A 22,852-nucleotide genomic window follows, 5' to 3' on the forward strand; every position below is an offset into this window, starting at 1 on the left:
GGAGTTGGCGATACCCCGCGGCGGCAGGAGCTTTTCACGCCACTACGGCGGCTGACAAGCGGACCGTGCGAATCCGGTGAGCCTCCGGTTGCTCGGTGTGACCGCGCGCGCCACTCCTGAGGGGGATACGGCAAGGGGCGCCCACGTGTTCAACACGGGCGCCCCTCATCTGTCCGTCCGGTCCTGCCGTCAGACCTCCACCGGCGTCTCGGCGGGCAGGCTGTCCATGAAGGAGCTGACGGAGAACACCGCGTTGCCCGGTCCGGGCGGGCCGTAGCCGGGCGGGGAGGAGAGACCGAAGTCGTCCATGGTGTTGCGGTACGCCTCGAGCAGCCGGATGTGGTACTCCAGCGGCGCGCCCTGCGGGTTCGCCTTGCCGAGCGGGGTGGTGGGCTCGGGGCACCAGGTGGTGAAGCGGGGCGTGATGCCCTGCGACATGAAGAAGCGCAGGCCTTCGGTGGTGGAGGCGATGGCCTCGTCGACCGTCTTGAAGCCGAAGGGCTCGGCCATCTCCACGCCCGCCACGAAGTTGGGGATCACATTGCGCGCGCCGAACACGTCGGTGGAGTCCAGGATGCGCTTGTGCCACTCGTCGCGGCCGACGTACCGCTCCTTGCCGGGGCAGTACATCTTGAACAGATACTCGTCCCACACCTCGAAGTTGGGGTGGTAGATCTGGACGCCGTAGTCCTTGAAGCGCTGCACGTCCGGCTTGGGCAGCGCCTGGGCGACGACCTTGCCGATCCAGCGGCCGGGGAAGTGCTCCTCGATGGCCTTGGCGTACCGCCCGTAGAAGTCGGCTTCGTCCAGCCCCTGGACCTTCGTCGTGATCGCGCCGCCGGTGAGGGTGTACGCGGTGGAGATCTTGGCGGTGTCGTACTTGTCGATGATCTCCAGCGCCTCGAGGACCTCGTCGACGTCCTTCACGCCCGTGTACGGCCGGCCCGCCGCCTTGTGCTGGCGCCAGTTGTGGTTGATGTCGCAGTACTGGCACTCCTCCTTGGCGCCGAAGTACTGGCAGACGCGGAACGCGGTCAGGTAGATCAGGTAGCCCCACTGGATGGTGGGGGCGACCTCCATGACGGACTTCCCGTTGGAGAGCTTGTGCCGGTAGTACTCCGGCATCGGCGGCACACCGACGTCGGAGATCCGCTTGCCGTCCAGGTACAGACCGAGCTGGCCGTGCTCGTCGGCGGCGACCCGGTAGGGGGAGGCGGGGTTCACCCGTACGGAGACGACCGTTCGGCGCAGGTCGTAGGGGCCACCGGTGAGGATGATCTCCTCCGGGGGCCTGCGCAGGGCGGCTTCGCCCAGCTCGGGGAGGGTGCCGTGGTCGAAGGAGAAGATGAAGTACGACTTCGGCTTGACCTCGCCGTCCTCGTTGTCGCTGAGGGCCGAGGCGTCGAAGGCGACTCCGCCCCGGAGCAGGTCCTCCTTGAAGACGGCTTCCCGCGGCACATGCGGGAACCGCTCCATCAGATCCTCGACCAGCGCGGTACGGCTGCCCATCCCTGTCTCCTCCCGGCTCACGCGTTCACCCCTCACCGTATGCCCCCGTTCCCGGTGCAGGCGTCCCGGGGGCGCCCCGGCGCGTGGTGTCCGCGCCGGTAAGGAGCCCCTGACGTGCGGTGCGCCGTCCCCCGAGTGATCTTCCCCGGGGCGTCGCGGGGTGAGAAGGTCGGGCCGTAGAGCACTCTCGGGGAGGGACGACGACGATGACGGAGACGGCGCGCACGGCCGGGCGGCAGGCGGTCACCAACTGGGCCCGCAACATCACCTACACGGCGAAGGAGTTCCACCGCCCCGAGTCCGTGGCGGCGCTGCGGGACCTGGTCGCCGCCGCCGCGCGGATACGGGTGCTGGGCAGCGGCCACTCGTTCAACACGGTCGCGGACCCCGGCGGCGAGGGCGTCCTCGTCTCGCTGGCCGCGCTGCCGCCGGTCGTCGACGTGGACACCGAGGCGCGTACGGTCCGGGTCTCGGGCGGCGTCCGGTACGCCGAACTCGCCCGCGCGGTCCACGCGCAGGGGCTCGCGCTCGCCAACATGGCCTCGCTGCCGCACATTTCGGTGGCGGGATCGGTGGCGACCGGCACACACGGCTCGGGCATCGGCAATGCCCCGCTCGCCTCGGCGGTGCGGCGGGTGGAGCTGCTCACGGCGGACGGCACGACGGTGGAACTCGCGCGCGGCGACGCCGGGTTCGACGGCGCGGTGACCTCGCTGGGCGCGCTCGGGGTGGTCACGGCGCTCACCCTGGACCTGGAACCGGCGTACGAGGTGGAGCAGCATGTCTTCACCGAACTGCCCCTCGACGGGCTGGACTTCGAGGCGGTCGCCGGATCGGCGTACAGCGTCAGCCTGTTCACCGACTGGCGGGCGCCGGGCTTTCGTACGGTGTGGGTGAAGCGGCGCACCGATCAGGCGCCCGTGGACTTCCCGTGGGCGGCGCCCGCCACCGAGGCGGCGCATCCGGTGCCGGGGATGCCCGCCGTCAACTGCACCGGGCAGTTCGGGGTGCCGGGTCCGTGGCACGAGCGACTGCCGCACTTCCGGGCCGAGTTCACACCGAGCAGCGGCGCGGAGTACCAGTCGGAGTACCTGCTGCCGAGGACCGCCGCCACGGACGCGCTGCGCGCGCTGGAGGCCGTCCGCGCGGAGGTCTCCGGACCGCTGCTGACCTGCGAGGTCCGCACGATCGCCGCCGACACGCAGTGGCTGAGCCCCGCCTACGGCCGTGACTCGGTGGCGCTGCACTTCACCTGGGTGGACGACCTGCCTGCCGTCCTGCCCGCCGTGCGCGCGGTGGAGGCGGCGCTGGACCCGTTCGCGCCGCGCCCGCACTGGGGCAAGGTGTTCGCCACGCCCCCGGAGGTGCTGCGCGAGCGCTATCCGCGTCTGGGCGACTTCCGGGCGCTGGCGCGGGAGTTGGACCCGACGGGCAAGTTCACGAACGCGTTCGTGCGGGAGGCGCTGGAGCTGCCGTAACGACTTCCTAGATGCCCTAGGATTCAGCCGAGGAATCCTAGGGAGGTGGACCGATGGCCCGCGCGGGCATCACCGTGGACCGGCTGGTCGCGGCCGCCGCCGAACTCGCGGACGAGTCCGGCTTCGAGAACGTCACGCTGTCCGCGCTCGCGCGGCGCTTCGGGGTGAAGGACGCGAGCCTCTACTCGCACGTCCGCAACCTGCACGACCTGCGCACCCGGCTCGCGCTCCACGCGGGCGGCGAGCTGATCGACCGCATCGCGGCGGCGGTGGCCGGGCGCGCGGGCCGCGACGCGCTGACCGCGTTCGCGGGCGCCTACCGCTCCTACGCGCTCGAACACCCCGGCCGCTACGCCGCCACCCAGATCCGCGTCGACCAGTCCCTGATCGCCGACTCCCCCGCCCTGCGCCGCACCGCCGAGATCACCTACGGGATGCTCCGCGCCTACGGCCTCGCCGAGCCCGACCTCACCGACGCCGTCCGCCTGCTGCGCAGCACCTTCCACGGCTACTGCGTCCTGGAGTCGGCGGGCGGCTTCGGCGCCGACCGCGACGTCACGGCGTCCTGGGACAAGGGCGTGGAGGCTCTGCACCGGGCGCTGACCCACTGGCCGAGGGAGTCCGGCGATGCGTGAGGGACCGTACTACGACGTGACCGGTGGCGGTCCCGTGCTGCTGCTGATGCCGGGCGGCGCCGGGCATCCCATGGGTCTGGACCCGCTGACCGAGCGGCTGGCCCGCCGGTTCACCGTGGTGACGTACGACCCGCTGGGTCTCGCCCACGGGCGGCTGGGGCTGCCGGTGCCGGACCAGCGTCCGCGGGACTGGAGCGGCGGGGCGCGGCGGGTGCTGGAAGCCGTCCTGCCGCCGGACGAGCGGGCCCGCGTGTTCGGCACCAGCTCGGGCGGCATCGCGGCCCTCGACCTGCTCGCCCGGCACCCCGGGCGGCTGGCGCACGTGGTCGCGCACGAGCCGCCCTGCGCGCTGGTCCTGCCGGACGGGGAGGAGCGGCGGCGCGAGCTGATCGCGGCGCTGGACGGGGACGACCGAGCGCGCCCCGAGGGTCCGATGGGGGTCTTCCTCGCGCATGTGCTGCGCCCCTTCACGGCGTACGTGCCCGCCGCGCCGGACGAGCCGGAACGGCTGACCCTCGCCGTCGGGGCGGACTCGCGGGGCGAACTGCCGCGCCGGTCCGCCGAGTTCCTGGCCGCCCGGTTCGGCAGCCGGTCGCTGGAGTTCCCCGGCGGGCATCTCGGCACGCTGGAGCATCCGGCGGAGTTCGCGGACCGGCTGACCGAGGTGCTGCTCGGGGGACTAGCTTCGGGGGCATGAGCAGCGATCCCGGTACGCGCGGCATCCCCTCACTGGCCGAGGCACTGGCCGCCGGTCCGCTCGTGCTGGACGGCGGTCTCTCCAACCAGTTGGCGTCCGCCGGGCACGACCTCTCGGACGAGCTGTGGTCCGCCCGTCTGCTCGCCGAGCGCCCCGAGGCCGTGACCGAGGCGCACCTCGCCTACTTCGCGGCGGGCGCCGACGTCGCGATCACCGCGAGCTACCAGGCCACCTTCGAAGGCTTCGGCAGACGCGGGATCGACCGGCCCACGGCCGCGCGGCTGATGGCGTCGAGCGTGGAACTGGCGCGGGACGCCGCCCGCGCGGCGGACGTGGCCCGGCCGCTCTGGGTGGCGGCGTCGGCGGGACCGTACGGGGCGATGCTCGCGGACGGCTCGGAGTACCGGGGGCGGTACGGGCTGAGCACCGCGGACCTGGAACGCTTCCACCGGCCACGCCTTGAGGTGCTCGCGGAGGCGGCGCCCGACGTGCTGGCCCTGGAGACCGTGCCGGACACCGTCGAGGCGGAGGCGCTGCTGCGCGCGGTACGGGGGCTCGGGGTGCCGGTGTGGTTGTCCTACACCGTCTCCGGGCGGCACACCCGAGCCGGGCAGCCCCTGGAGCAGGCGTTCCGGCTCGCCGCCGACACGGACGAGGTGATCGCGGTCGGCGTCAACTGCTGCGCCCCCGAGGACGCGCTGCCCGCCGTCCACACAGCCCACCGCGTGACGGGCAAACCGGTCGTCGTCTACCCCAACAGCGGCGAGTCCTGGAACGCGGACACCCGCACGTGGGACGGCCGCACGACCTTCGACACCGGCCTGGTGGACGCGTGGCGCGCGGCGGGGGCGCGGCTGATCGGGGGGTGCTGCCGGGTGGGACCGGAGACGATCGGGGCGGTGGCGGGGCGGGTGGCGGGGGTGCGGTGACCGGGGGTGGGGTTGGCGGGGCGTGCCTCTCTGGGCGGGCCGGTGGCGGGTGTGCACGGCCCGGAACAGCAGTCGCGTCCACAACGAGGGCTTGCCCGCCGGGAGCGGAGTCCCGCCGAGCCGCACGCAAGGGCCGGTCGGCGGACCCTGACAGACCCCCCTCGCCGCTCCGACCGGTGGCGGCGTGCACACGCGCTGAACGGTGACCGCGACCGCAGCGGGGCGCTTGTCCGGCCGGGGGCGGAGTCCCACCGGACACCGCACAAGGGCAACGTCGGCAGGCCCTGAAGGGAACCCCTCGCCAGACGGGCCGGTCGCGGCGTGCACACGCCCCCCAACAGCAGCCGCCCTCGCAACAGGGGCTTGCCCGCCGAGGGCTAAGCCTCGCTGAACCGCGCGCAAGGGCGACGTCGGCGGGCCCTGGCGGGCTGTAGCTCGCGGGCGGACCGGTGGCGGCGTGCGCGCGGCACTGAACGGTGGCCGCGACCGCAGCGGGCGCTGTCCGCCGGGGACGGAGTCCGCTGAGCGGGGACGGGGCCTGGCGGCGGTACCGGCGGCTGGTGCCTCTCCGGTCGGACCGACAGCACGCGTGCGCCCAGGCCGGACGGCCGCCGCGACCGCGCACCTGCCGCAGCCCGCGTCTCGGTCCCGCACAGCCACGGGCCGCAACGCCCGCGCCGGAGGAGCCCGCGCCCCGAGAGTCCTCAGTGTTTCCGCGTCGCAGACGACCGGCGCAGGCGGCGTACCGCCGAGGAGAGGTCGGTGTGGGGGATGCGGACGATGGAGGGGGTGGGGGTGGGGTCCCGGAGGGGTGGGGCGGTGGCCCAGAGGGCGATCTCGGGGTCGCGGGGGCCGTAGGCGACGGCGGGGGCGTCGCCGTCGTCGAAGACCCGCACGGGGTGGGTGGCGTCCCACGCGGGCCAGCCGGGGTCGCCGGTGGCGGCGAAGCGGACCCAGGCGGCGTGCATGGTGTCGGCGAGGTGCTGCGGCGCGCCGTGCCCGGCCAGCTTGACGGCTTCCGGGAACTCGCCGGTGTCGAAGACGAAGCCCAGCTCCAGGGCGTGGCAGGCGCCGAGCCCCGGTCGGCGGGACGGCCAGGCGAACTCGTAGAGGTGCGCGGTGCCGGGACGGGCGTCGGCGATGCGGTGCATGGGCACGCGCAACATGTGGTCGGTGACCATCTGCCCGACGATCTCGGCGGCGCCCGCCCCCGGGCGCAGGGCGCGGTAGCCGCGCGGCACCTCGTGGCCGACCCGGCAGCGGGCCATGGCTCCGGCCAGCGCGACGGCGCCGAGCCGGTCGACGCGCTCCACGAGCCCGCCGGGGACCAGCCACAGCCGGTACTCGTCCCGGGTCCAGCCCATGAGCAGGTCGACGCCGGGTGCCGCCGTGCCGTCGACCAGCGCCTGGAGCGGGTCGGCGGGCACGAGGTCGCCGTCGGGGACGATGCCGAAGGCGGGTCCGCCGAGCACGGGGCTGCTCAGCCGCCCCACCTCGGCCTGGGCGCGCAGCAGCAGGTCGCGGTCGACGGCGGCGAAGGCGACCGCGGTGGCCGGGACCTTCAACCGGGCGGCCATACGGCGCACCATCCGCCGCACCTTGTCCCGCTCGGAGACCTCCGGCGCGCCGCTCTGCAGCACGGCCCGCCGGACCAGCCCCCGCGACTCGGGGACGGTGAGCAGGACGCCCGCGCTGATGGCACCGGCCGACTGGCCGGCCAGGGTCACGTTGTCCGGGTCGCCGCCGAACGCCGCGATGTTCTCGTGGACCCAGCGCAGCGCGGCGAGCTGGTCGCGCAGCCCGGGGTTGGCGGGCACGTCCGGGAACAGCCCGTAGCCCTCCACACCGAGCCGGTAGTTGACCGAGACGAGGACGACCCCGTCACGGGCGAAGGCACCGCCGCCGTACACCGGTACCGCCGAGGAACCCCTGGTCAGCGCGCCGCCGTGCAGCCAGACCAGGACGGGGAGCCGGGCGCCGGGACCGGGCTCGGGGGTCCAGACGTTGAGGTTGAGGCACTCCTCGCCCGGGACGACCGGGTCGGAGAGGTAGCCGGAGAACGCCTCGGAGTACGGCACCTGCGGCGCGGTCGGTCCGTAGTCCCCGGCGTCGCGCACGCCGTCCCAGGGCTCGGGGCGCTCGGGCGGCCGGAAGCGGCGGGGGCCGAAGGGGGGCGCGGCGTACGGGACACCCCGGAACACCGCGACGTCCTGTTCGTAGCGCCCGCGTACGGCGCCGTGCTGCGTGCGGACCACCGGGTCCGTGCGGTCTGCGGTCATCGCCCACCAGCCCTTCCGCCCACCAGCCCCTCGCCGCGCACATGTGCCGATCACACACAGAGCGTGTCGCGATCACACACGGCACCACATAGGAGAGCACCACATGTCAGAGCGCCACACAGGGCGGGTGTATTCCCTTGCACGGACCCGCGCGGCACGCTCCCCGCGCTCCCCGCCCGCGCCGCCCACGCCGCTCACCGCTCCGGACGCCCCCGCTCCGTCCCGCCCTTCGGCGTGTGGTGGGTGTTCCTGGCGTGGGCGCGCAGCCGTCCGGTGATGTCCTCGGGCGGCAGGAAGCGGGACCAGCGTTCGGGGAACTCGGAGGGCATGTCGGGGTCGTCCGGGTCGCTGTCGCGGGCCGCGGCGGCCCGCGACACGTACTCCGCGATCTGGACCTCCCGCTGCCGTTCGTTCGCCTCGCGGGCGGCGGCCGTGGCGGCGGCGGGCCAGACCCGGTCGATGGCGGCGTTCACCGCCGCGCCCACGAGCACGGCGAAGGCGGAGACCCCGATCCACAGCAGCACGGCGACGGCCGCCGCCAGGGAGCCGTAGATGGTGGCGCCCTCGATGGTGTGGGTGAGGTACACCCGCAGCAGGAGGCTGCCGAGGACCCACATGGCGAGGGCGACCAGGGCGCCTGGCACGTCCTCGATCCACGGCGAGCGGACCGGGACGGAGACGTGGTAGAGCGTGGTCAGGAAGACGATGGACAGGACGATGACGACGGGCCAGTAGAGGACCTGGACGACCGTCGCCGACCAGGGCAGCACCCCGACCACCGCGTCGGGTCCCGCCACCATCAGCGGCAGCGCCACCGAGCCGATCAGCAGCGCCACGATGAACAGCAGGAACGCCATGATGCGGGTCTTGACGATGCCCCGGACGCCGTCGAGGCCGTACATCACGGTGATGGTGTCGATGAAGACGTTCACCGCGCGGGAGCCGGACCACAGGGCGAACAGGAAGCCGATGGAGATGACGTCGGGTCTGCCGCCCTTCATCACGTCGTCAAGGATCGGCTCGGCGATCTCCGTGACGCCCTTGTTCGACAGGACGGTGCGCGAAGCCTCCAGGAGGTTGGTCTCCAGGCTGTGGATGGTGTCGGCGCCGGTCCAGTCGTCGACGTAGCCGAGGAGCCCGATGAGGCTGAGCAGCAGGGGCGGGACGGACAGCAGCGTGAAGAAGGCAGCCTCGGCAGCGAGGCCCAGGATGCGGTACTCCATGCAGGAATTGACGGTGTCCGTCAGCAGCAGCCAGGCGGTCCTCCGCTTGGAGACGTTCCGGTAAAGGGCTCTGGCCCGGTGGAGGCGGCCCCGGAGCCGCTCGGGGGTTTCACTTGCTGACTGCACGTCCTAACGGTATCCGCCGCGGCGCGCGGCCCTCACCTCGCGGGGCGGAACGCCTGTGCCGCGAGGCCGATGAGCGCGCATGTGCCGGGGCGGGTACGGCCGGTCGACCGGTCCGCGCGCGCCGGACAGCACTGGGGATCTCCGGTCGGTGGGGGTTCTCCCGGGTCGCGGGGGTGGTGCTGCGCCGACACGGCACCACCCCCGCCCCTCGGGCCCCTTGGAGGGCGCACGCACCGCCCGGGGGCGGCGCAGGGCTCAAGTGTCGGTGCGCCCCGTGCCGTTCACCAGGGTTGCAGGAGGTTGCAACTTGTTGCCGAGAGTGCGCGGAGCGCTGTGTTCGACCCCCACTCGACGGCAGTATGGGGAACCGCTGGCCCGGAAGCCGCCGCCGGGTTGGCTCGACACATGTGTTGGACGCCTATCTTCCGGGAGGCGCAAGTGGTGGACCCGCCCATGAACATGGCGCGCCTGGCCGCCGTGGACGCGGCACAGGCGGCGCGGGTGCTCAGCGAGGTGCGCGAGGCACGACTCGCCGGAAAGCGGGCGCGGATCGCGCCCCGTCCGGTGATCGAGCAGTCCTGGGCGCGGATGCTGCGCAGCGGCATCGACCCCGAACAGGCACGGGGCTCGCGGCTGCTGTCCGCCGAGGAGGTGGGGCGCCGACGGCGCCAGTCGCCGTTGCGGCACGTGCTGCCGGTGCTGCGCGAGGGCTTGCTGTCGGTCGCGGACGTGGCGCGGCACATCATGGTCGTCGCCGACGCCGAGGGCCGCGTGCTGTGGCGCGAGGGCGCCCCGGCGGTGCTGCGCAAGGCCGACGTGCTCGGCTTCGAGGTGGGCGCCGACTGGCGCGAGGGCGCGGTCGGCACCAACGGCGTGGGCACCCCGGCGGTCGTACGGCGACCGGTGCAGGTGTTCGGCGCCGAGCACTTCGTGCGCTCGCACGTCTCCTGGACCTGTTCCGGCGCGCCGATCACCGACCCCCGGGACGGACGGCTCCTCGGTGTGGTGGACGTGAGCGGTCCGCTGGAGACGATGCACCCGGCGACCCTCGCCTGGGTGGACTCGGTGGCCAAGCTCGCCGAGGCGCGGCTGCGCGAGCTGCATCTGACCTCGCTGGAGCGACTGCGCACGGTCGGGGCGCCGGTGCTGGCCCGATTGGAGGGACGCGCCCTCGTCGTGGACCGCGACGGCTGGACCGCGGCGGTGACCGGGATGCCGTACGTCCGCCGTCTCGCGCTGCCCAACTCCCTCTCGCCGGGCCGCCGCTGGCTCGCCGCGCTGGGTTCGTGCGCCGTGGAGCCGCTGGCCGGGGGCTGGTTGGTGCGGGCGGCGGACGAGACGGCGGCCGGGGTGCGGATGACGCTGGACCTCTCCCGTCCCGACCGCCGCACGCTGACGGTGTCCGGCGGCGCCGGTCCCTGGTCACGGGAACTGAGCGCCCGGCACGCCGAGTTGCTGCTGCTGCTCGCCGAACACCGCGCGGGGCACAGCGCGGCCGGTCTCGCGGAGGACCTGTTCGGGGACGCGTCCCGGACGGTGACGGTGCGGGCGGAGATGTCGCGCGTACGGCGTTATCTGGGCGCGCTGTTGCTGGACCGCCCCTACCGGTTCCGGGAGGACGCGGACGTGCAGGTACTGCTGCCCGAGGAGCCGGCCGATCTGCTGCCCCACTCCAAGGCACCCGCGCTGGCAGGGCTGCGCAGTCCCGTGGGCACGTCCAGTGGGGCGGAGTGCGAACAGCGGGTCCGAACAGAGTAGGGTGAACGCCCCCCGAACGCGGGCGTCTTCCCCGTATTTGCGGGGTCCTCCCCCCGGAGCGGCGCTCGCTGCCGTAGCATCCCTGACGGGTCCGCCCAACGGCCTGGTGATCAACGCAACGATCGCAGGGCGCAGTTGGACCGCCTCGGGAGGAGACATGAAGCATCGCGGCAGACACCGCAGGCGCAGACGAGGCATGGCCCTGCGCGCGGTCCTGACCGGGACCGGCCTCGCCCTCACCGCCGCGGCCACGCTGATCAGCGCCTCGCAGGCCACGGTCACCGGCAACCCGGGCTCGCTCAAACCGCTCACCGCACAGGCGGACACCGCCTCGCCGCGCCTCCAGGAGCACCTGGTGCCCGCGCGGACGCTCGACCGGCTCGCCGGGTCCATGGGGCGCCCGGTCGGGGTGGACACCGTGCTGCGCGGCGCGGACCGCACGATGCGCGTGGGCGCCGCCTGCGACGCCGAGGAGCGCGCGACCCTGCCGCTCACCCCGGCCGCCACCCGCTCCTACTGCTGGGACCGCGCCGACACCGGCGACACCGCCTGGCGTCCCGCCTCGGTGACCACCTCCGGGGACGCGGACGAGGACGGTGTCTGGGGCACGCACCGGGTGGTCCTGACCGGCTGGAGCCACAGCACGACCCGGGGTCCCGGCGCCGAGCGCGGTCTCGCCCGGGTCGCCTTCGTGGACTTCGACGACCCCGCCCGGCCCGTCTACCGCTGGGTCCTCCTGGTGGTGCCCGAGAACGGCGGCCGTGACTACCGGGGGCTGGACTCCCGGATCTCGGGGATGGTCTGGTACGACAACAAACTGCTGGTCAGCGCGGGTCGGACGGGTGCCGAGGCGCTCTACGTCTACGACCTGGACCGCATCCAGCGCACCACCGTGGACGAGCCCGCCATCGGCCGGGTGCCGCACGGCTGGTCGGCGGGCGGCTACCGGTACGTGATGCCCGCCATCGGCTCGTACCGCTTCCACGACGGACGCTGCGGCGCCTCCGGACCGCCCTGCCCGGGCCCGCTCTCGCTGGACCGGGGCACCTCGCCCGACAGCCTGGTGGCCGGGGAGCGGACCTCGGCGTCCGGCGAGCGCCGCACCCGGCTGTGGCGGTACGCGTTCAGCAACGCGCCCGCGCGCAGCGGTCTCCTCGCCACCGACGCCACCGGGCGCGCCGACGCGGTCGAGGTGTTCCGGACCCGGGCGCGTGCCGTCCGGGGTGTGCTCTCCTACCACCGTCCCGGCGCGGATGTGTCGTCCTGGTACATAGGGACACAGCCGAAGACGGACGGCCGGGGCGGACTGTGGCGTCAGGACACCCGGGGCGCGGCGGCTGCCCAGTGCGGCTCGGACTCCTCCCACCACTGCTGGACGGATTCGGCGGGCTCGCTGTCGTACTGGCAGGAGACCGGCGAGGTGTGGTCCCTGTCGGACCGGATGCTGTTCGCGGTGCCGCTGGCGCGACTGGAGAAGTCGCTGGACTGACTCCGGTCGGGAGTTCCGGGGCGAGCACGGAGCGCGTGTTCCGGGGCGAGGGCGACGAAAGGGATCGACAGGTCGGCGCGGGCGATGATTCTCTGGCCGTCATGAACAGCGTCCCTGTCACCACCTGGTCCCTGGAGCAGAACTCCCCCGGCGACCTCCTGCCCGCCGCCGCCCCCGAGGGCGACGCCGTGCGGATCGTGCGCGCCGAGGTGCCCTCGCCGGAGTTCAGCCGCTTCCTGTACGCCTCGGTGGGCGGTGACATCCACTGGATCGACCGGCTCGACTGGAGCCACGCCCGCTGGCGGGAGTATCTGGCGCGTCCCGGGGTGGAGACATGGGTGGCGTACGACCACGGCACTCCGGCCGGATATGTGGAGCTGGACGCCAAGGGCGACGGCGTGGTGGAGATCGCCTACTTCGGGCTGCTGCCCGCCTTCCGGGGGCGCCGCATCGGCGGTCATCTGCTGTCGTACGGCACGGCGCGCGCCTGGGACCTGGCCGAGCGGTGGCCGGGGCTTCCGCCGACCAAGCGGGTGTGGGTGCACACGTGCAGCAAGGACGGCGAGTTCGCGCTGGCCAACTACCAGCGGCGCGGCTTCGCCCTGTTCGACACCGAGGTCGCCCTGGAGCGGGCGGCGGCGACGCCCGGACCGTGGCCCGGCGCGTTCACGGAGTGAGCCGCACGGCGGGACGGGCTCGGCGGAAGCACCCCGTCCGTCTCGCCATGCAGAATGGATGCGTCCAGAATCCGGACAATGGTGGACTGCCCGGAGATCCGCGTGCAACGCTGCCGTCATGTCTGGAACTGGAATCGCCCTGGTGAGTCGACGGCACGTCGATCTCGGCCGCATGTCCAGCGCCATCTGTCCGGCGAGCTGACACACCAGCCCTGCCGATTCTCTTTTCGCTTTTCGCGCAACGCCGCGCACGTGCGCAAGCCCACGTGCGCGCTGCACGTGCGCAGGCCAGAGCCTCCCGCCCGCCGCCCGACCGCCACCCCGCAACGACGGCGCTGCGCGCCGGGCCCCTGTCCAACGCTGTCGAAGGACTCCAGAACCATGGCCGCCACCCCCCAGCCCCCCGCTGCCTCCGCGCCCCGTCGCAAGGCCGGCCGCCACCGCGGCGAGGGCCAGTGGGCGATGGGACACCACACCCCGCTCAACGGCAACGAACAGCTCAAGAAGGACGACGACGGTCTCAATGTGCGGACACGCATTGAGACGATCTACTCCCGGCGCGGTTTCGACTCGATCGATCCGAACGATCTGCGCGGCCGGATGCGCTGGTGGGGTCTGTACACCCAGCGCAAGCCGGGCATCGACGGCGGCAAGACCGCGGTGCTGGAGCCGGAGGAGCTGGACGACAAGTACTTCATGCTGCGGGTGCGGATCGACGGCGGCCGTCTCACCACCGAGCAGCTCCGTGTGATCGGCGAGGTCTCCGAGGAGTTCGCGCGCGGTACGGCCGACATCACCGACCGGCAGAACATCCAGTTGCACTGGATCCGTATCGAGGACGTGCCCGAGATCTGGAACCGCCTCGAAGGCGTCGGGCTGTCCACGACCGAGGCGTGCGGCGACGTGCCGCGCGTGATCCTGGGCTCGCCGGTCGCGGGCATCGCCGAGGACGAGATCATCGACGGCACCCCGGCGATCGAGGAGATCCACCGCCGGATCATCGGCAACCCGGACTTCTCCAACCTCCCGCGCAAGTTCAAGTCCGCGATCTCGGGCTCGCCGCTGCTGGACGTGGCGCACGAGATCAACGACATCGCATTCGTGGGTGTCGTCCACCCCGAGCACGGACCGGGCTTCGACCTGTGGGTGGGCGGCGGACTGTCGACCAACCCGAAGATCGGTGTGCGGCTCGGCGCCTGGGTGCCGCTGGACGAGGTGCCCGACGTGTACGAGGGCGTCATCTCGATCTTCCGCGACTACGGCTACCGCAGGCTGCGCAACCGTGCCCGGCTGAAGTTCCTGGTCGCGGACTGGGGTACGGAGAAGTTCCGTCGGGTCCTTGAGGACGAGTACCTCAAGCGTCCCCTCCTTGACGGTCCCGCGCCCGAGCAGCCGGTGGAGCGCTGGCGGGACCACGTGGGCGTGCACCGGCAGCGGGACGGACTGTTCTACGTCGGTTTCGCGCCGCGGGTCGGCCGGGTCGACGGCGCGACGCTGGCCAAGATCGCCGGTGTCGCGGAGGAGCACGGCTCGGGCCGGGTGCGGACCACCGTCGAGCAGAAGATGATCGTGCTCGATGTCGAGGCCGACCGGGTCGAGTCGCTGGTGGCGGCGCTGGAGGCGCTGGACCTGAAGGTCGGTCCCTCGCCGTTCCGGCGCGGCACGATGGCCTGCACCGGCATCGAGTTCTGCAAGCTCGCGATCGTGGAGACCAAGGCGCGCGGCAGCGCGCTCATCGACGAACTGGAGCGCCGTCTCCCGGAGTTCGACGAGCCGATCACCATCAACATCAACGGCTGCCCGAACGCCTGCGCCCGTATCCAGGTCGCGGACATCGGTCTCAAGGGCCAGTTGGTCCTGGACGACGACGGCAACCAGGTGGAGGGCTTCCAGGTGCACCTGGGCGGCGCGCTCGGCCTGGAGGCGGGCTTCGGTCGCAAGGTCCGTGGTCTGAAGGTCACTTCGCAGGAGCTGCCGGACTACGTGGAGCGGGTGCTCAAGCGCTACCAGGCGGAGCGCGCGGACGGCGAGCGGTTCGCCGTCTGGGCGGCGCGGGCTTCCGAGGAGGCGCTGTCGTGAGCGAGCGTGCCGCGCCGTTCTACTGCCCCTACTGCGGTGACGAGGACCTGCGCCCCAGCGAGGAGGGACACGGCGCCTGGGAATGCGGGGCGTGCAACCGGGCCTTCCAGCTCAAGTTCCTCGGGCTGCTCGCCCGGGGACTGCGGCGAGCCGACGACGGAGGGGACGGATCGATATGACGGCCACTCAAACTGAGCGCACCGACGAGGAGTTGCGGCGACTGGCCGAGCGGGCCGGACGTGAGCTGGAGGAGGCGTCCGCGCCGGAGATCCTGCGCTGGGCGGTGGACACCTTCGGCGAGCGGTTCTGCGTCACCTCCTCCATGGAGGACGCGGTGGTCGCCCACCTCGCCTCGCGGGTACGGCCGGGTGTGGACGTGGTGTTCCTGGACACCGGCTACCACTTCCCGGAGACCATCGGCACCCGGGACGCGGTGGCGGCCGTGATGGACGTCAACGTCATCACGCTCACCCCGGCGCGGACGGTGGCCGAACAGGACGCCGAGCACGGTCCGAAGCTGCACGACCGCGACCCCGACCTGTGCTGCGCGCTGCGCAAGGTCCAGCCGCTGGAAGCGGGGTTGACGGGTTATCAGGCGTGGGCGACCGGACTGCGCCGCGACGAGTCACCGACCCGGGCGAACACCCCGGTCGTCGGCTGGGACGCGAAGCGCCGCAAGGTCAAGGTCTCCCCCATCGCCCGCTGGACCCAGGACGACGTGGACGCCTACGTCACCGAACACGGCGTCCTGACCAACCCGTTGCTGATGGACGGCTACGCCTCCGTCGGCTGCGCCCCGTGCACCCGCCGGGTCCTTGAGGGCGAGGACGCGCGCGCCGGACGCTGGGCCGGGCGGGCCAAGACCGAGTGCGGACTGCACGGATGACGACCGCACGGATGACGACCGAGACGACCGAACCGACTCAGGAGCGACACGTGACGAGCGGAGCCACCGTCTGGCTCACCGGTCTGCCGAGCGCGGGCAAGACCACCATCGCCACCGAACTGGCCGGGGTACTGCGCGCCCAGGGACACCGGGTGGAGGTGCTCGACGGCGACGAGATCCGCGAGTTCGTCTCCGCCGGGCTCGGCTTCAGCCGCGAGGACCGGCACACCAACGTCCAGCGCATCGGCTTCGTCGCCGAACTGCTCGCCCGCAACGGCGTGCTGGTGCTGGTGCCGGTGATCGCGCCGTACGCGGACAGCCGCGAGGCGGTGCGCAAGCGGCACGCCGAGAACGGCACGCCCTATCTGGAGGTGCATGTGGCGACCCCGGTCGAGGTGTGCGGCGAGCGGGACGTGAAGGGGCTGTACGCGCGGCAGGCCGCCGGGGAGCTGACCGGGCTGACCGGTGTGGACGACCCGTACGAGGCGCCCGAGGCGCCGGACCTGCGGATCGAGACCCAGGAGCAGAGCGTTCCGGAGTCCGCGGCCGCGGTGCGCGCGCTGCTCGGCGAGAGGGGACTGGCATGACGACCGTCGCCAAGGTCACGGGCGGCGACGAGGGCACGGACAGCCCGTACGCCCTCTCGCACCTGGACGCGCTGGAGTCCGAGGCGGTGCACATCTTCCGCGAGGTGGCGGGCGAGTTCGAGAACCCGGTGATCCTGTTCTCCGGGGGCAAGGACTCCATCGTCATGCTGCACCTCGCGCTGAAGGCGTTCGCCCCGGCCGCGGTGCCCTTCGCGCTGCTCCATGTGGACACCGGACACAACTTCCCCGAGGTGCTGGAGTACCGGGACCGTGTGGTGGCTGCACATGGGCTGCGGCTCCATGTGGCCTCCGTACAGGACTACATCGACCGGGGTGTGCTCAAGGAGCGCCCGGACGGCACCCGTAATCCGCTCCAGACGCTGCCGCTGACGGAGCGGATCCGCAGCGCGAAGTTCGACGCGGTCTTCGGCGGCGGGCGCCGGGACGAGGAGAAGGCCAGGGCAAAGGAGCGGGTGTTCTCGCTGCGGGACGAGTTCTCGCAGTGGAACCCGCGCCGCCAGCGCCCGGAGCTGTGGAACCTGTACAACGGCCGGCACGCGCCGGGCGAGCACGTCCGGGTCTTCCCGCTGTCCAACTGGACCGAGCTGGACGTGTGGCAGTACATCGCCCGCGAGGAGATCGTGCTGCCGGAGATCTACTTCGCGCACGAGCGCGAGGTGTTCCGGCGCGACGGCATGTGGCTGACGGCGGGCGACTGGGGCGGTCCGAGGGACGACGAGTCGGTGGAGCGGCGCCTGATCCGCTACCGGACGGTCGGGGACATGTCCTGCACGGGCGCGGTCGAGTCCGACGCGGCCACGCTGGACGCGGTGATCGCGGAGATCGCCGCCTCCCGGCTGACCGAGCGCGGCGCGACCCGCGCCGACGACCGGCTCTCCGAGGCCGCGATGGAAGACCGCAAGCGGGAGGGGTACTTCTAGCCATGAGCACGATCACGACCGAGGCGCTCTCGGCCACCACCCTGCTGCGGTTCGCCACCGCGGGTTCCGTCGACGACGGCAAGTCCACGCTCGTCGGACGGCTGCTGCACGACTCCAAGTCGGTCCTCGCCGACCAACTGGAGGCGGTGCAGCGGGCGTCGGTGAGCCGGGGCCAGGAGGCGCCCGACCTCGCGCTGCTCACCGACGGTCTGCGCGCCGAGCGGGAGCAGGGCATCACGATCGACGTGGCGTACCGCTACTTCGCGACCCCGCGCCGCCGGTTCATCCTGGCCGACACGCCGGGCCATGTGGAGTACACCCGCAACATGGTGACCGGCGCGTCCACCGCCGAGCTGACGGTGATCCTGGTCGACGCGCGCAACGGCGTGGTCGAGCAGACCCGCCGGCACGCCGCCATCGCCGCGCTGCTGCGGGTGCCGCACGTGGTGCTGGCCGTGAACAAGATGGACCTGGTGGACTACGCGGAGCCGGTCTTCGCGAAGATCGCCGAGGAGTTCACGGCGTACGCGACCGAGCTGGGCGTGCCGGAGGTGACGGCGATCCCGATCTCGGCGCTGGCCGGGGACAACGTGGTGGAGCCGTCGGCCCGCATGGACTGGTACGGCGGTCCGACCGTCCTGGAGCACCTGGAGACGGTGCCGGTCAGCCACGACCTGGCGCACTGCCACGCCCGCCTGCCGGTGCAGTACGTGATCCGCCCGCAGACCGCCGAGCACCCCGACTACCGGGGTTACGCGGGGCAGATCGCGGCGGGCAGCTTCCGGGTGGGCGACGAGGTCGCGGTGCTGCCGTCCGGGCGCACGACCCGCGTCGCCGGGATCGATCTGCTCGGGGTGCCGGTGGACGTGGCGTGGACGACGCAGTCGGTGACCGTGCTCCTGGCGGACGACATCGACGTCTCGCGCGGCGATCTGATCGTCCCGGCGCAGGACGCGCCCGAGGTCACGCGGGACGTGGAGGCGACGGTGTGCCATGTCGCGGACCAGCCGCTGACCGTCGGGCACCGGGTGCTGCTCAAGCACGGCACCCGCACGGTCAAGGCGATCGTGAAGGACATCCCGTCCCGGCTCACCCTGGCCGACCTCTCGCTGCACCCGCACCCGGGGCAGTTGGTGGCCAACGACATCGGCCGGGTCACGGTCCGCACCGCCGAGCCGCTGCCGGTGGACTCCTACGCCGACTCGCGGCGCACGGGCTCCTTCATCCTGATCGACCCGAGCGACGGCACCACGCTGACCGCGGGCATGGTCGGCGAGTCGTTCGCGTCCCCGGAGCCGGTCAAGGACGCGGCCGAGGACGAGGGATGGGACTTCTGACCATGAACTCCCTCGATTTCTATTCGACGTTCGCGAAGGAGGGCGGCCGTGTCGGCAGCGGTGCCCTCGGCAGCGGGCAGGGCGGGGTCGCGCGATGTGTGCGATGACGTACGCGCACCGCTCGCGCGCCCAGTCCCCCCACCCGGAGACGTCCCGGCAAAGACGAAAACCCACTGCCGAACTCCCGGCCACGGCTTGAAAGTTCCGTGACCGCCGGGCCGACGAGAGGAACAACCTCCCGTGCCTGCCACTCGCGTACCGCTCCCCCGCCGGGCTCTCCCCGTGCTCGCCGTACTTCCCCTGCTGGCCCTCGCCGCCTGCGGTTACGGCTCCGAGGCGGCCAAGGACGACTCCGCCCAGAAGGTCGCCGCCGGGGCGAAGAAGATCGACGGTCTCGACACCGTGAAGATCGGCTACTTCGGCAACCTCACCCACGCGACCGCCCTGGTGGGCCGGGACCGGGGCACCTTCCAGAAGGAACTGGGCGCCACCAAGGCGCAGTACGCCACCTTCAACGCGGGTCCCTCCGAGATCGAGGCGCTCAACTCGGGCTCCATCGACATCGGCTGGATCGGTCCGTCCCCGGCGATCAACGGCTGGACCAAGTCCGGCGGCAAGTCCCTGAAGATCGTCGGCGGTTCGGCGTCCGGCGGGGTCAAGCTGGTCGTGAACCCCAAGAAGGTGAAGTCCCTCAAGGACGTCAAGGGCAAGAAGATCGCCACCCCGCAGTTGGGCAACACCCAGGACGTGGCGTTCCTCAACTGGGCGGCGGAGCAGGGCTGGAAGGTCGACGCGCAGAGCGGCAAGGGTGACGTCACCGTGGTCCGCAGCGACAACAAGGTGACCCCGGACGCCTTCAAGAACGGCTCGATCGACGGCGCCTGGGTGCCGGAGCCGACCGCGTCGAAGCTGGTCGCGGAGGGCGGCAAGGTGCTGCTCGACGAGTCCGACCTGTGGCCGGACAAGAAGTTCGTGATCACCAACATCATCGTGTCGCAGAAGTTCCTCAAGGCTCACCCGAAGGCCGTCGAGGCGGTGCTGCGCGCCTCGGTGCGCACCAACAAGTGGATCAACGCCCACCCGGACGAGGCGAAGGCGGCGGCGAACAAGCAGTTGGAGGCGGACTCCGGCAAGGCGCTGCCCGCCGAGATCCTCGACCCGGCGTGGAAGTCGATCCAGGTCACCGACGACCCCCTGGCGGCGACCCTGAACACCGAGGCGGACCACGCGGTCAAGGCGGGTCTGCTGCAGAAGCCCGCCCTCAAGGGGATCTACGACCTGACGATCCTCAACAAGGTCCTCGGCGCCGAGGGCGAGCCCAAGGTCGACGCCGCCGGTCTCGGCACGAGCTGACCCGGAAACCCGACGATTCCCAGGAGGTGACGACCATGGCCACCACCCTCGCCAAGGCCGGACCGGCGACCGAGTACGCCGCCCGCCTCGAGCACGTATCGAAGTCCTTCGACGGCCCCGGCGGGCAGCAGCCCGTCCTCGACGACATCAGCCTCGACGTCGCGCCGGGCGAGTTCGTCACCCTCCTGGGAGCCTCGGGCTGCGGCAAGTCCACGCTGCTGAACCTGGTGGCGGGCCTGGACCGGCCCACCGCCGGGTCCATCGCGACGGACGGGCGCCCCGCCCTGATGTTCCAGGAGCACGCGCTCTTCCCCTGGCTCACGGCGGGCAAGAACATCGAACTCGCCCTGAAACTGCGGGGCGTTCCCAAGTCCGACCGACGTGACCGGGCCGAGGAGCTGCTGGGTCTGGTCCGGCTGAACGGCGCGTACGGCAAGCGGGTGCACGAGCTGTCCGGCGGTATGCGCCAGCGGGTGGCGCTCGCCCGCGCGCTGGCGCAGGAGAGCGGTCTGCTGCTGATGGACGAGCCGTTCGCCGCGCTCGACGCCATCACGCGGGACGTCCTGCACGACGAGCTGACCCGCATCTGGGCGGAGACCGGACTGTCGGTGCTGTTCGTGACGCACAACGTGCGCGAGGCGGTACGGCTCGCGCAGCGCGTGGTGCTGCTGTCCTCGCGCCCCGGCCGGGTGGCCCGCGAGTGGACGGTGGACATCCCGCAGCCGCGCCGCATCGAGGACGCCCCCGTGGCGGAACTGTCCCTGGAGATCACCGAAGTACTGCGGGGGGAGATCAGCCGCCATGGCAGGCACTGAGACCACGACGACCACTCCCGAGCCCAAGACCACCGGCGACGGCGGCGTCGAGGCGGGTCTGGACGCGCTGGAAACGGCGGGCACCACCCGGCCGCCGCTGCGCCGGACCCTGACCGCCAAGGTCCTGCCGCCCGTCACCGCGGTGCTGCTGGTCCTGGTGGTGTGGCAGGCGCTGGTGACCTTCAAGGTCGTCGACGACCCGACCAAGCTGCCCCCGCCGTCGGCGGTGTGGCACGTCGTCCAGCACGACTGGCTGGAGGGCAAGCTCCTCGGCTACATCTGGACCAGCGTTTCGCGCGGGCTGCTCGGCTTCCTCCTCGCCCTGGTCATCGGCACCCCGCTGGGGCTGCTGGTGGCGCGGGTGGGGTTCGTCCGGGCGGCCATCGGCCCGATCCTGTCCGGGCTCCAGTCGCTGCCCTCGGTGGCGTGGGTGCCGCCCGCCGTGATGTGGCTGGGTCTGAACAACTCGATGATGTACGCCGTGATCCTGCTCGGCGCGGTCCCCTCCATCGCCAACGGACTGGTGTCCGGGGTGGACCAGGTGCCCCCGCTGTTCCTGCGCGCGGGCCGCACCATGGGCGCCTCGGGGCTGCGCGGGGTCTGGCACGTCCTGCTGCCCGCCGCCCTGCCCGGCTATGTCGCCGGGATGAAGCAGGGCTGGGCGTTCGCCTGGCGCTCGCTCATGGCGGCGGAGATCATCGCGTCCTTCCCCGATCTGGGCGTCGGTCTCGGCCAGTTGCTGGAGAACGGCCGCAACGCCCTCGACATGGCCATGGTGTTCGAGGCCATCCTGCTGATCCTGTTCGTCGGCATCGCGATCGACCTGCTGCTCTTCAGTCCGCTGGAGCGGTGGGTGCTGCGCAGCCGCGGCCTGCTGGTGAAGAGCTGAAGTCCCATGTTCCACACGCCCGTTCTCCTCGTCGTCGCCCACGGCAGCCGTGATCCGCGGCACGCCGCGACCGTGCACGCGCTGGTGGCGCGCGTCCGTGCGCTGCGGCCGGGACTGCACGTGGAGACGGGCTTCCTGGACTTCAACACCCCCTCGGTGAGCGAGGTGCTGGAGTCGCTGGCCGCGCGCGGGGTGCGGGACGTGGTGGCGCAGCCGCTGCTGCTGACCCGCGCCTTCCACGCGAAGGCTGACATCCCGGCGGTCCTGCGGGAGGCACCGCCGGGTCTGCGGATCCGCCAGGCAGAGGTGCTCGGACCGTCGCCGCTGCTGATCGGGGCGCTGGAGCGCCGCCTGTACGAGGCGGGTGTCCGGCGCGCCGACCGGGCGGCGACCGGGGTGGTGCTGGCCTCGGCCGGGTCCTCGGACCCGGAGGCGCGCGCGGTGATCGACCGCATGGCGCGGGAATGGCGGCGCACCGGCTGGCGCGCCGTGCGACCGGCGTACGCCTCCGCCGCCCTGCCGCGCACCGAGGACGCGGTCCGCGAGCTGCGCGCGCTCGGCTGCGAGCGGGTCGCGGTCGCGCCGTATGTGCTGGCTCCCGGCTTCCTCCCCGACCGCATCGCGCGGGGTGCGGACGGGGCGGACGTGCTGGCCGACGTGCTGGGTCCGGCGCCGGAGGTGGCGCGCGTGCTGCTGGAGCGCTACGCCGTGGCGGCTGCCTCGCTCCCGATGCCGGTGGGGGTCTGAGCGGGCGTCCCGCCGGTCAGAGCTTGAGCCCGTTGATGAGCCGCTGGGTGTAGGTGAGGCTGCCGGTGCCCGCTCCGGCGCCGATGCTGACCGCCTCCAGGGCGGAGCGGATGCGACCCCGGTTGGGCGGCAGCCCGTCCTCGGCCGAGAGCTGCAACTCCGCCTCGATCGACTCGCCGTAGCCGACGAGCGCCGGGTACTCCGCGTGGAGCGCGGCGGTGAGTCCCTCGGCCAGCTCGATCAGGGTCTCCAGTTCGAGCCATCCCCGGGCCGCCGCCTCGTATGCGTACCCGCCGGGCGTGTTGCCGTGCTGGTCGTACGTGCTCAAGACCTGTCCTCACTCCTGATCCGGGACCGTAGACCGACGGTATCGAGACGGCGGGTGCCCGCGCGGGTTCCGGCCACGGGATCGGGGGCC

Annotated in this window: 22 protein-coding genes; 18 read left to right on the forward strand and 4 right to left on the reverse strand. The window is 72.5% G+C overall.

The genetic code is table 11. The annotated features are described in order from the left end of the window. Nucleotides 1-189: 189 nt before the first annotated feature. The gene (locus IF655_RS12860) at nucleotides 190-1,509 is read right to left on the reverse strand and encodes a radical SAM protein (RefSeq protein ID WP_199584716.1); all 1,320 of its coding nucleotides are present in this window, start codon (nucleotides 1,507-1,509) and stop codon (nucleotides 190-192) included. A gap of 206 nt (nucleotides 1,510-1,715) precedes the next feature. On the opposite strand from IF655_RS12860, the gene IF655_RS12865 reads away from it, so the two are divergent. From IF655_RS12865 to mmuM, 4 genes are read left to right on the forward strand one after another with little or no spacing between them, the layout of a single operon-like run. After that, nucleotides 1,716-2,987, forward strand: coding sequence for an FAD-binding protein (locus tag IF655_RS12865; protein WP_199584719.1), 1,272 nt, complete (start codon nucleotides 1,716-1,718; stop codon nucleotides 2,985-2,987). A gap of 53 nt (nucleotides 2,988-3,040) precedes the next feature. Beyond that, a complete protein-coding gene (locus IF655_RS12870; RefSeq protein ID WP_199584721.1) occupies nucleotides 3,041-3,622 on the forward strand; it encodes a TetR/AcrR family transcriptional regulator in 582 nt (193 codons plus the stop codon). Further along, nucleotides 3,615-4,319 (forward strand): alpha/beta fold hydrolase, encoded by a 705-nt coding sequence (locus IF655_RS12875; protein ID WP_199584723.1) that lies wholly within the window; start codon nucleotides 3,615-3,617, stop codon nucleotides 4,317-4,319. The genes IF655_RS12870 and IF655_RS12875 overlap by 8 nt, the downstream gene beginning before the upstream one ends. Continuing rightward, a complete protein-coding gene (gene mmuM, locus IF655_RS12880; protein WP_199584728.1) occupies nucleotides 4,316-5,248 on the forward strand; it encodes a homocysteine S-methyltransferase in 933 nt (310 codons plus the stop codon). The genes IF655_RS12875 and mmuM overlap by 4 nt, the downstream gene beginning before the upstream one ends. A gap of 704 nt (nucleotides 5,249-5,952) precedes the next feature. Here mmuM and IF655_RS12885 read toward each other — a convergent pair. Both IF655_RS12885 and IF655_RS12890 read right to left on the reverse strand, forming a co-directional pair. After that, nucleotides 5,953-7,527 (reverse strand): carboxylesterase/lipase family protein, encoded by a 1,575-nt coding sequence (locus IF655_RS12885; RefSeq protein WP_199584729.1) that lies wholly within the window; start codon nucleotides 7,525-7,527, stop codon nucleotides 5,953-5,955. A gap of 194 nt (nucleotides 7,528-7,721) precedes the next feature. Beyond that, a complete protein-coding gene (locus IF655_RS12890; RefSeq protein WP_199584730.1) occupies nucleotides 7,722-8,876 on the reverse strand; it encodes a YihY/virulence factor BrkB family protein in 1,155 nt (384 codons plus the stop codon). 453 nt (nucleotides 8,877-9,329) lie between these two features. Between IF655_RS12890 and IF655_RS12895 the strand changes: the two genes are divergently transcribed. From IF655_RS12895 to IF655_RS12955, 14 genes are all read left to right on the forward strand, one after another. Beyond that, the gene (locus tag IF655_RS12895) at nucleotides 9,330-10,634 is read left to right on the forward strand and encodes a GAF domain-containing protein (protein WP_199584737.1); all 1,305 of its coding nucleotides are present in this window, start codon (nucleotides 9,330-9,332) and stop codon (nucleotides 10,632-10,634) included. 157 nt (nucleotides 10,635-10,791) lie between these two features. After that, nucleotides 10,792-12,123: a hypothetical protein gene (locus tag IF655_RS12900; RefSeq protein ID WP_199584738.1), complete on the forward strand. Its 1,332-nt coding sequence runs from the start codon at nucleotides 10,792-10,794 to the stop codon at nucleotides 12,121-12,123. A gap of 101 nt (nucleotides 12,124-12,224) precedes the next feature. Next, nucleotides 12,225-12,800, forward strand: coding sequence for a GNAT family N-acetyltransferase (locus tag IF655_RS12905; protein ID WP_199584740.1), 576 nt, complete (start codon nucleotides 12,225-12,227; stop codon nucleotides 12,798-12,800). A gap of 118 nt (nucleotides 12,801-12,918) precedes the next feature. Further along, entirely contained in the window at nucleotides 12,919-13,002 is an 84-nt protein-coding gene (locus tag IF655_RS31790; protein ID WP_309486338.1) for a putative leader peptide, read from the forward strand. A 179-nt stretch (nucleotides 13,003-13,181) separates the two neighbouring features. Continuing rightward, the gene (locus tag IF655_RS12910) at nucleotides 13,182-14,879 is read left to right on the forward strand and encodes a nitrite/sulfite reductase (protein WP_199584742.1); all 1,698 of its coding nucleotides are present in this window, start codon (nucleotides 13,182-13,184) and stop codon (nucleotides 14,877-14,879) included. Then, nucleotides 14,876-15,058 carry a hypothetical protein gene (locus IF655_RS12915; RefSeq protein ID WP_161178839.1) on the forward strand — a complete coding sequence of 61 codons (183 nt, stop codon included), beginning with the start codon at nucleotides 14,876-14,878 and terminating at the stop codon, nucleotides 15,056-15,058. Before IF655_RS12910 ends, IF655_RS12915 begins: the two co-directional genes overlap by 4 nt. After that, nucleotides 15,055-15,765 carry a phosphoadenylyl-sulfate reductase gene (locus tag IF655_RS12920; RefSeq protein WP_199584744.1) on the forward strand — a complete coding sequence of 237 codons (711 nt, stop codon included), beginning with the start codon at nucleotides 15,055-15,057 and terminating at the stop codon, nucleotides 15,763-15,765. Before IF655_RS12915 ends, IF655_RS12920 begins: the two co-directional genes overlap by 4 nt. Further along, on the forward strand, nucleotides 15,762-16,352 hold the full coding sequence (gene cysC, locus IF655_RS12925; protein ID WP_374100268.1) for an adenylyl-sulfate kinase: 591 nt from the start codon (nucleotides 15,762-15,764) through the stop codon (nucleotides 16,350-16,352). The genes IF655_RS12920 and cysC overlap by 4 nt, the downstream gene beginning before the upstream one ends. Then, nucleotides 16,349-17,293, forward strand: a complete 945-nt coding sequence (cysD, locus tag IF655_RS12930; protein ID WP_199584746.1) for a sulfate adenylyltransferase subunit CysD — start codon at nucleotides 16,349-16,351, stop codon at nucleotides 17,291-17,293. The genes cysC and cysD overlap by 4 nt, the downstream gene beginning before the upstream one ends. A 2-nt stretch (nucleotides 17,294-17,295) precedes the next feature. After that, nucleotides 17,296-18,630 carry a sulfate adenylyltransferase subunit 1 gene (locus IF655_RS12935; RefSeq protein ID WP_199584753.1) on the forward strand — a complete coding sequence of 445 codons (1,335 nt, stop codon included), beginning with the start codon at nucleotides 17,296-17,298 and terminating at the stop codon, nucleotides 18,628-18,630. 240 nt (nucleotides 18,631-18,870) lie between these two features. Further along, nucleotides 18,871-19,983: an aliphatic sulfonate ABC transporter substrate-binding protein gene (locus IF655_RS12940; protein ID WP_199584755.1), complete on the forward strand. Its 1,113-nt coding sequence runs from the start codon at nucleotides 18,871-18,873 to the stop codon at nucleotides 19,981-19,983. Nucleotides 19,984-20,018: 35 nt separating this feature from the next. Beyond that, nucleotides 20,019-20,798 (forward strand): ABC transporter ATP-binding protein, encoded by a 780-nt coding sequence (locus tag IF655_RS12945; protein ID WP_199584756.1) that lies wholly within the window; start codon nucleotides 20,019-20,021, stop codon nucleotides 20,796-20,798. After that, on the forward strand, nucleotides 20,785-21,687 hold the full coding sequence (locus IF655_RS12950; RefSeq protein ID WP_199584757.1) for an ABC transporter permease: 903 nt from the start codon (nucleotides 20,785-20,787) through the stop codon (nucleotides 21,685-21,687). The genes IF655_RS12945 and IF655_RS12950 overlap by 14 nt, the downstream gene beginning before the upstream one ends. A gap of 6 nt (nucleotides 21,688-21,693) precedes the next feature. Then, complete coding sequence (locus IF655_RS12955) at nucleotides 21,694-22,434, forward strand: sirohydrochlorin chelatase (protein WP_199584760.1); 741 nt, start codon at nucleotides 21,694-21,696, stop codon at nucleotides 22,432-22,434. 16 nt (nucleotides 22,435-22,450) lie between these two features. On the opposite strand, the gene IF655_RS12960 is transcribed toward IF655_RS12955, so the two are convergent. Next, on the reverse strand, nucleotides 22,451-22,762 hold the full coding sequence (locus tag IF655_RS12960) for a hypothetical protein (RefSeq protein WP_199584762.1): 312 nt from the start codon (nucleotides 22,760-22,762) through the stop codon (nucleotides 22,451-22,453). Between the last annotated feature and the right edge of the window lie 90 nt (nucleotides 22,763-22,852).

Origin of the sequence: Streptomyces sp. DSM 110735, from assembly GCF_016482685.1 — a bacterium.
Lineage (GTDB): Bacteria > Actinomycetota > Actinomycetes > Streptomycetales > Streptomycetaceae > Streptomyces.

Bases quoted from the DNA above. Each gene is read 5' to 3' on its own strand.
- IF655_RS12875 (WP_199584723.1), top strand. From the start codon at position 3,615: ATGCGTGAGGGACCGTACTACGACGTGACCGGTGGCGGTCCCGTGCTG.
- IF655_RS31790 (WP_309486338.1), top strand. From the start codon at position 12,919: ATGTCTGGAACTGGAATCGCCCTGGTGAGTCGACGGCACGTCGATCTC.
- IF655_RS12920 (WP_199584744.1), top strand. From the start codon at position 15,055: ATGACGGCCACTCAAACTGAGCGCACCGACGAGGAGTTGCGGCGACTG.
- IF655_RS12885 (WP_199584729.1), bottom strand. From the start codon at position 7,527: ATGACCGCAGACCGCACGGACCCGGTGGTCCGCACGCAGCACGGCGCC.
- mmuM (WP_199584728.1), top strand. From the start codon at position 4,316: ATGAGCAGCGATCCCGGTACGCGCGGCATCCCCTCACTGGCCGAGGCA.
- IF655_RS12900 (WP_199584738.1), top strand. From the start codon at position 10,792: ATGAAGCATCGCGGCAGACACCGCAGGCGCAGACGAGGCATGGCCCTG.
- cysD (WP_199584746.1), top strand. From the start codon at position 16,349: ATGACGACCGTCGCCAAGGTCACGGGCGGCGACGAGGGCACGGACAGC.
- IF655_RS12945 (WP_199584756.1), top strand. From the start codon at position 20,019: ATGGCCACCACCCTCGCCAAGGCCGGACCGGCGACCGAGTACGCCGCC.
- IF655_RS12860 (WP_199584716.1), bottom strand. From the start codon at position 1,509: ATGGGCAGCCGTACCGCGCTGGTCGAGGATCTGATGGAGCGGTTCCCG.
- IF655_RS12865 (WP_199584719.1), top strand. From the start codon at position 1,716: ATGACGGAGACGGCGCGCACGGCCGGGCGGCAGGCGGTCACCAACTGG.
- IF655_RS12905 (WP_199584740.1), top strand. From the start codon at position 12,225: ATGAACAGCGTCCCTGTCACCACCTGGTCCCTGGAGCAGAACTCCCCC.
- IF655_RS12895 (WP_199584737.1), top strand. From the start codon at position 9,330: ATGAACATGGCGCGCCTGGCCGCCGTGGACGCGGCACAGGCGGCGCGG.
- cysC (WP_374100268.1), top strand. From the start codon at position 15,762: ATGACGACCGCACGGATGACGACCGAGACGACCGAACCGACTCAGGAG.
- IF655_RS12950 (WP_199584757.1), top strand. From the start codon at position 20,785: ATGGCAGGCACTGAGACCACGACGACCACTCCCGAGCCCAAGACCACC.
- IF655_RS12910 (WP_199584742.1), top strand. From the start codon at position 13,182: ATGGCCGCCACCCCCCAGCCCCCCGCTGCCTCCGCGCCCCGTCGCAAG.
- IF655_RS12955 (WP_199584760.1), top strand. From the start codon at position 21,694: ATGTTCCACACGCCCGTTCTCCTCGTCGTCGCCCACGGCAGCCGTGAT.
- IF655_RS12870 (WP_199584721.1), top strand. From the start codon at position 3,041: ATGGCCCGCGCGGGCATCACCGTGGACCGGCTGGTCGCGGCCGCCGCC.
- IF655_RS12935 (WP_199584753.1), top strand. From the start codon at position 17,296: ATGAGCACGATCACGACCGAGGCGCTCTCGGCCACCACCCTGCTGCGG.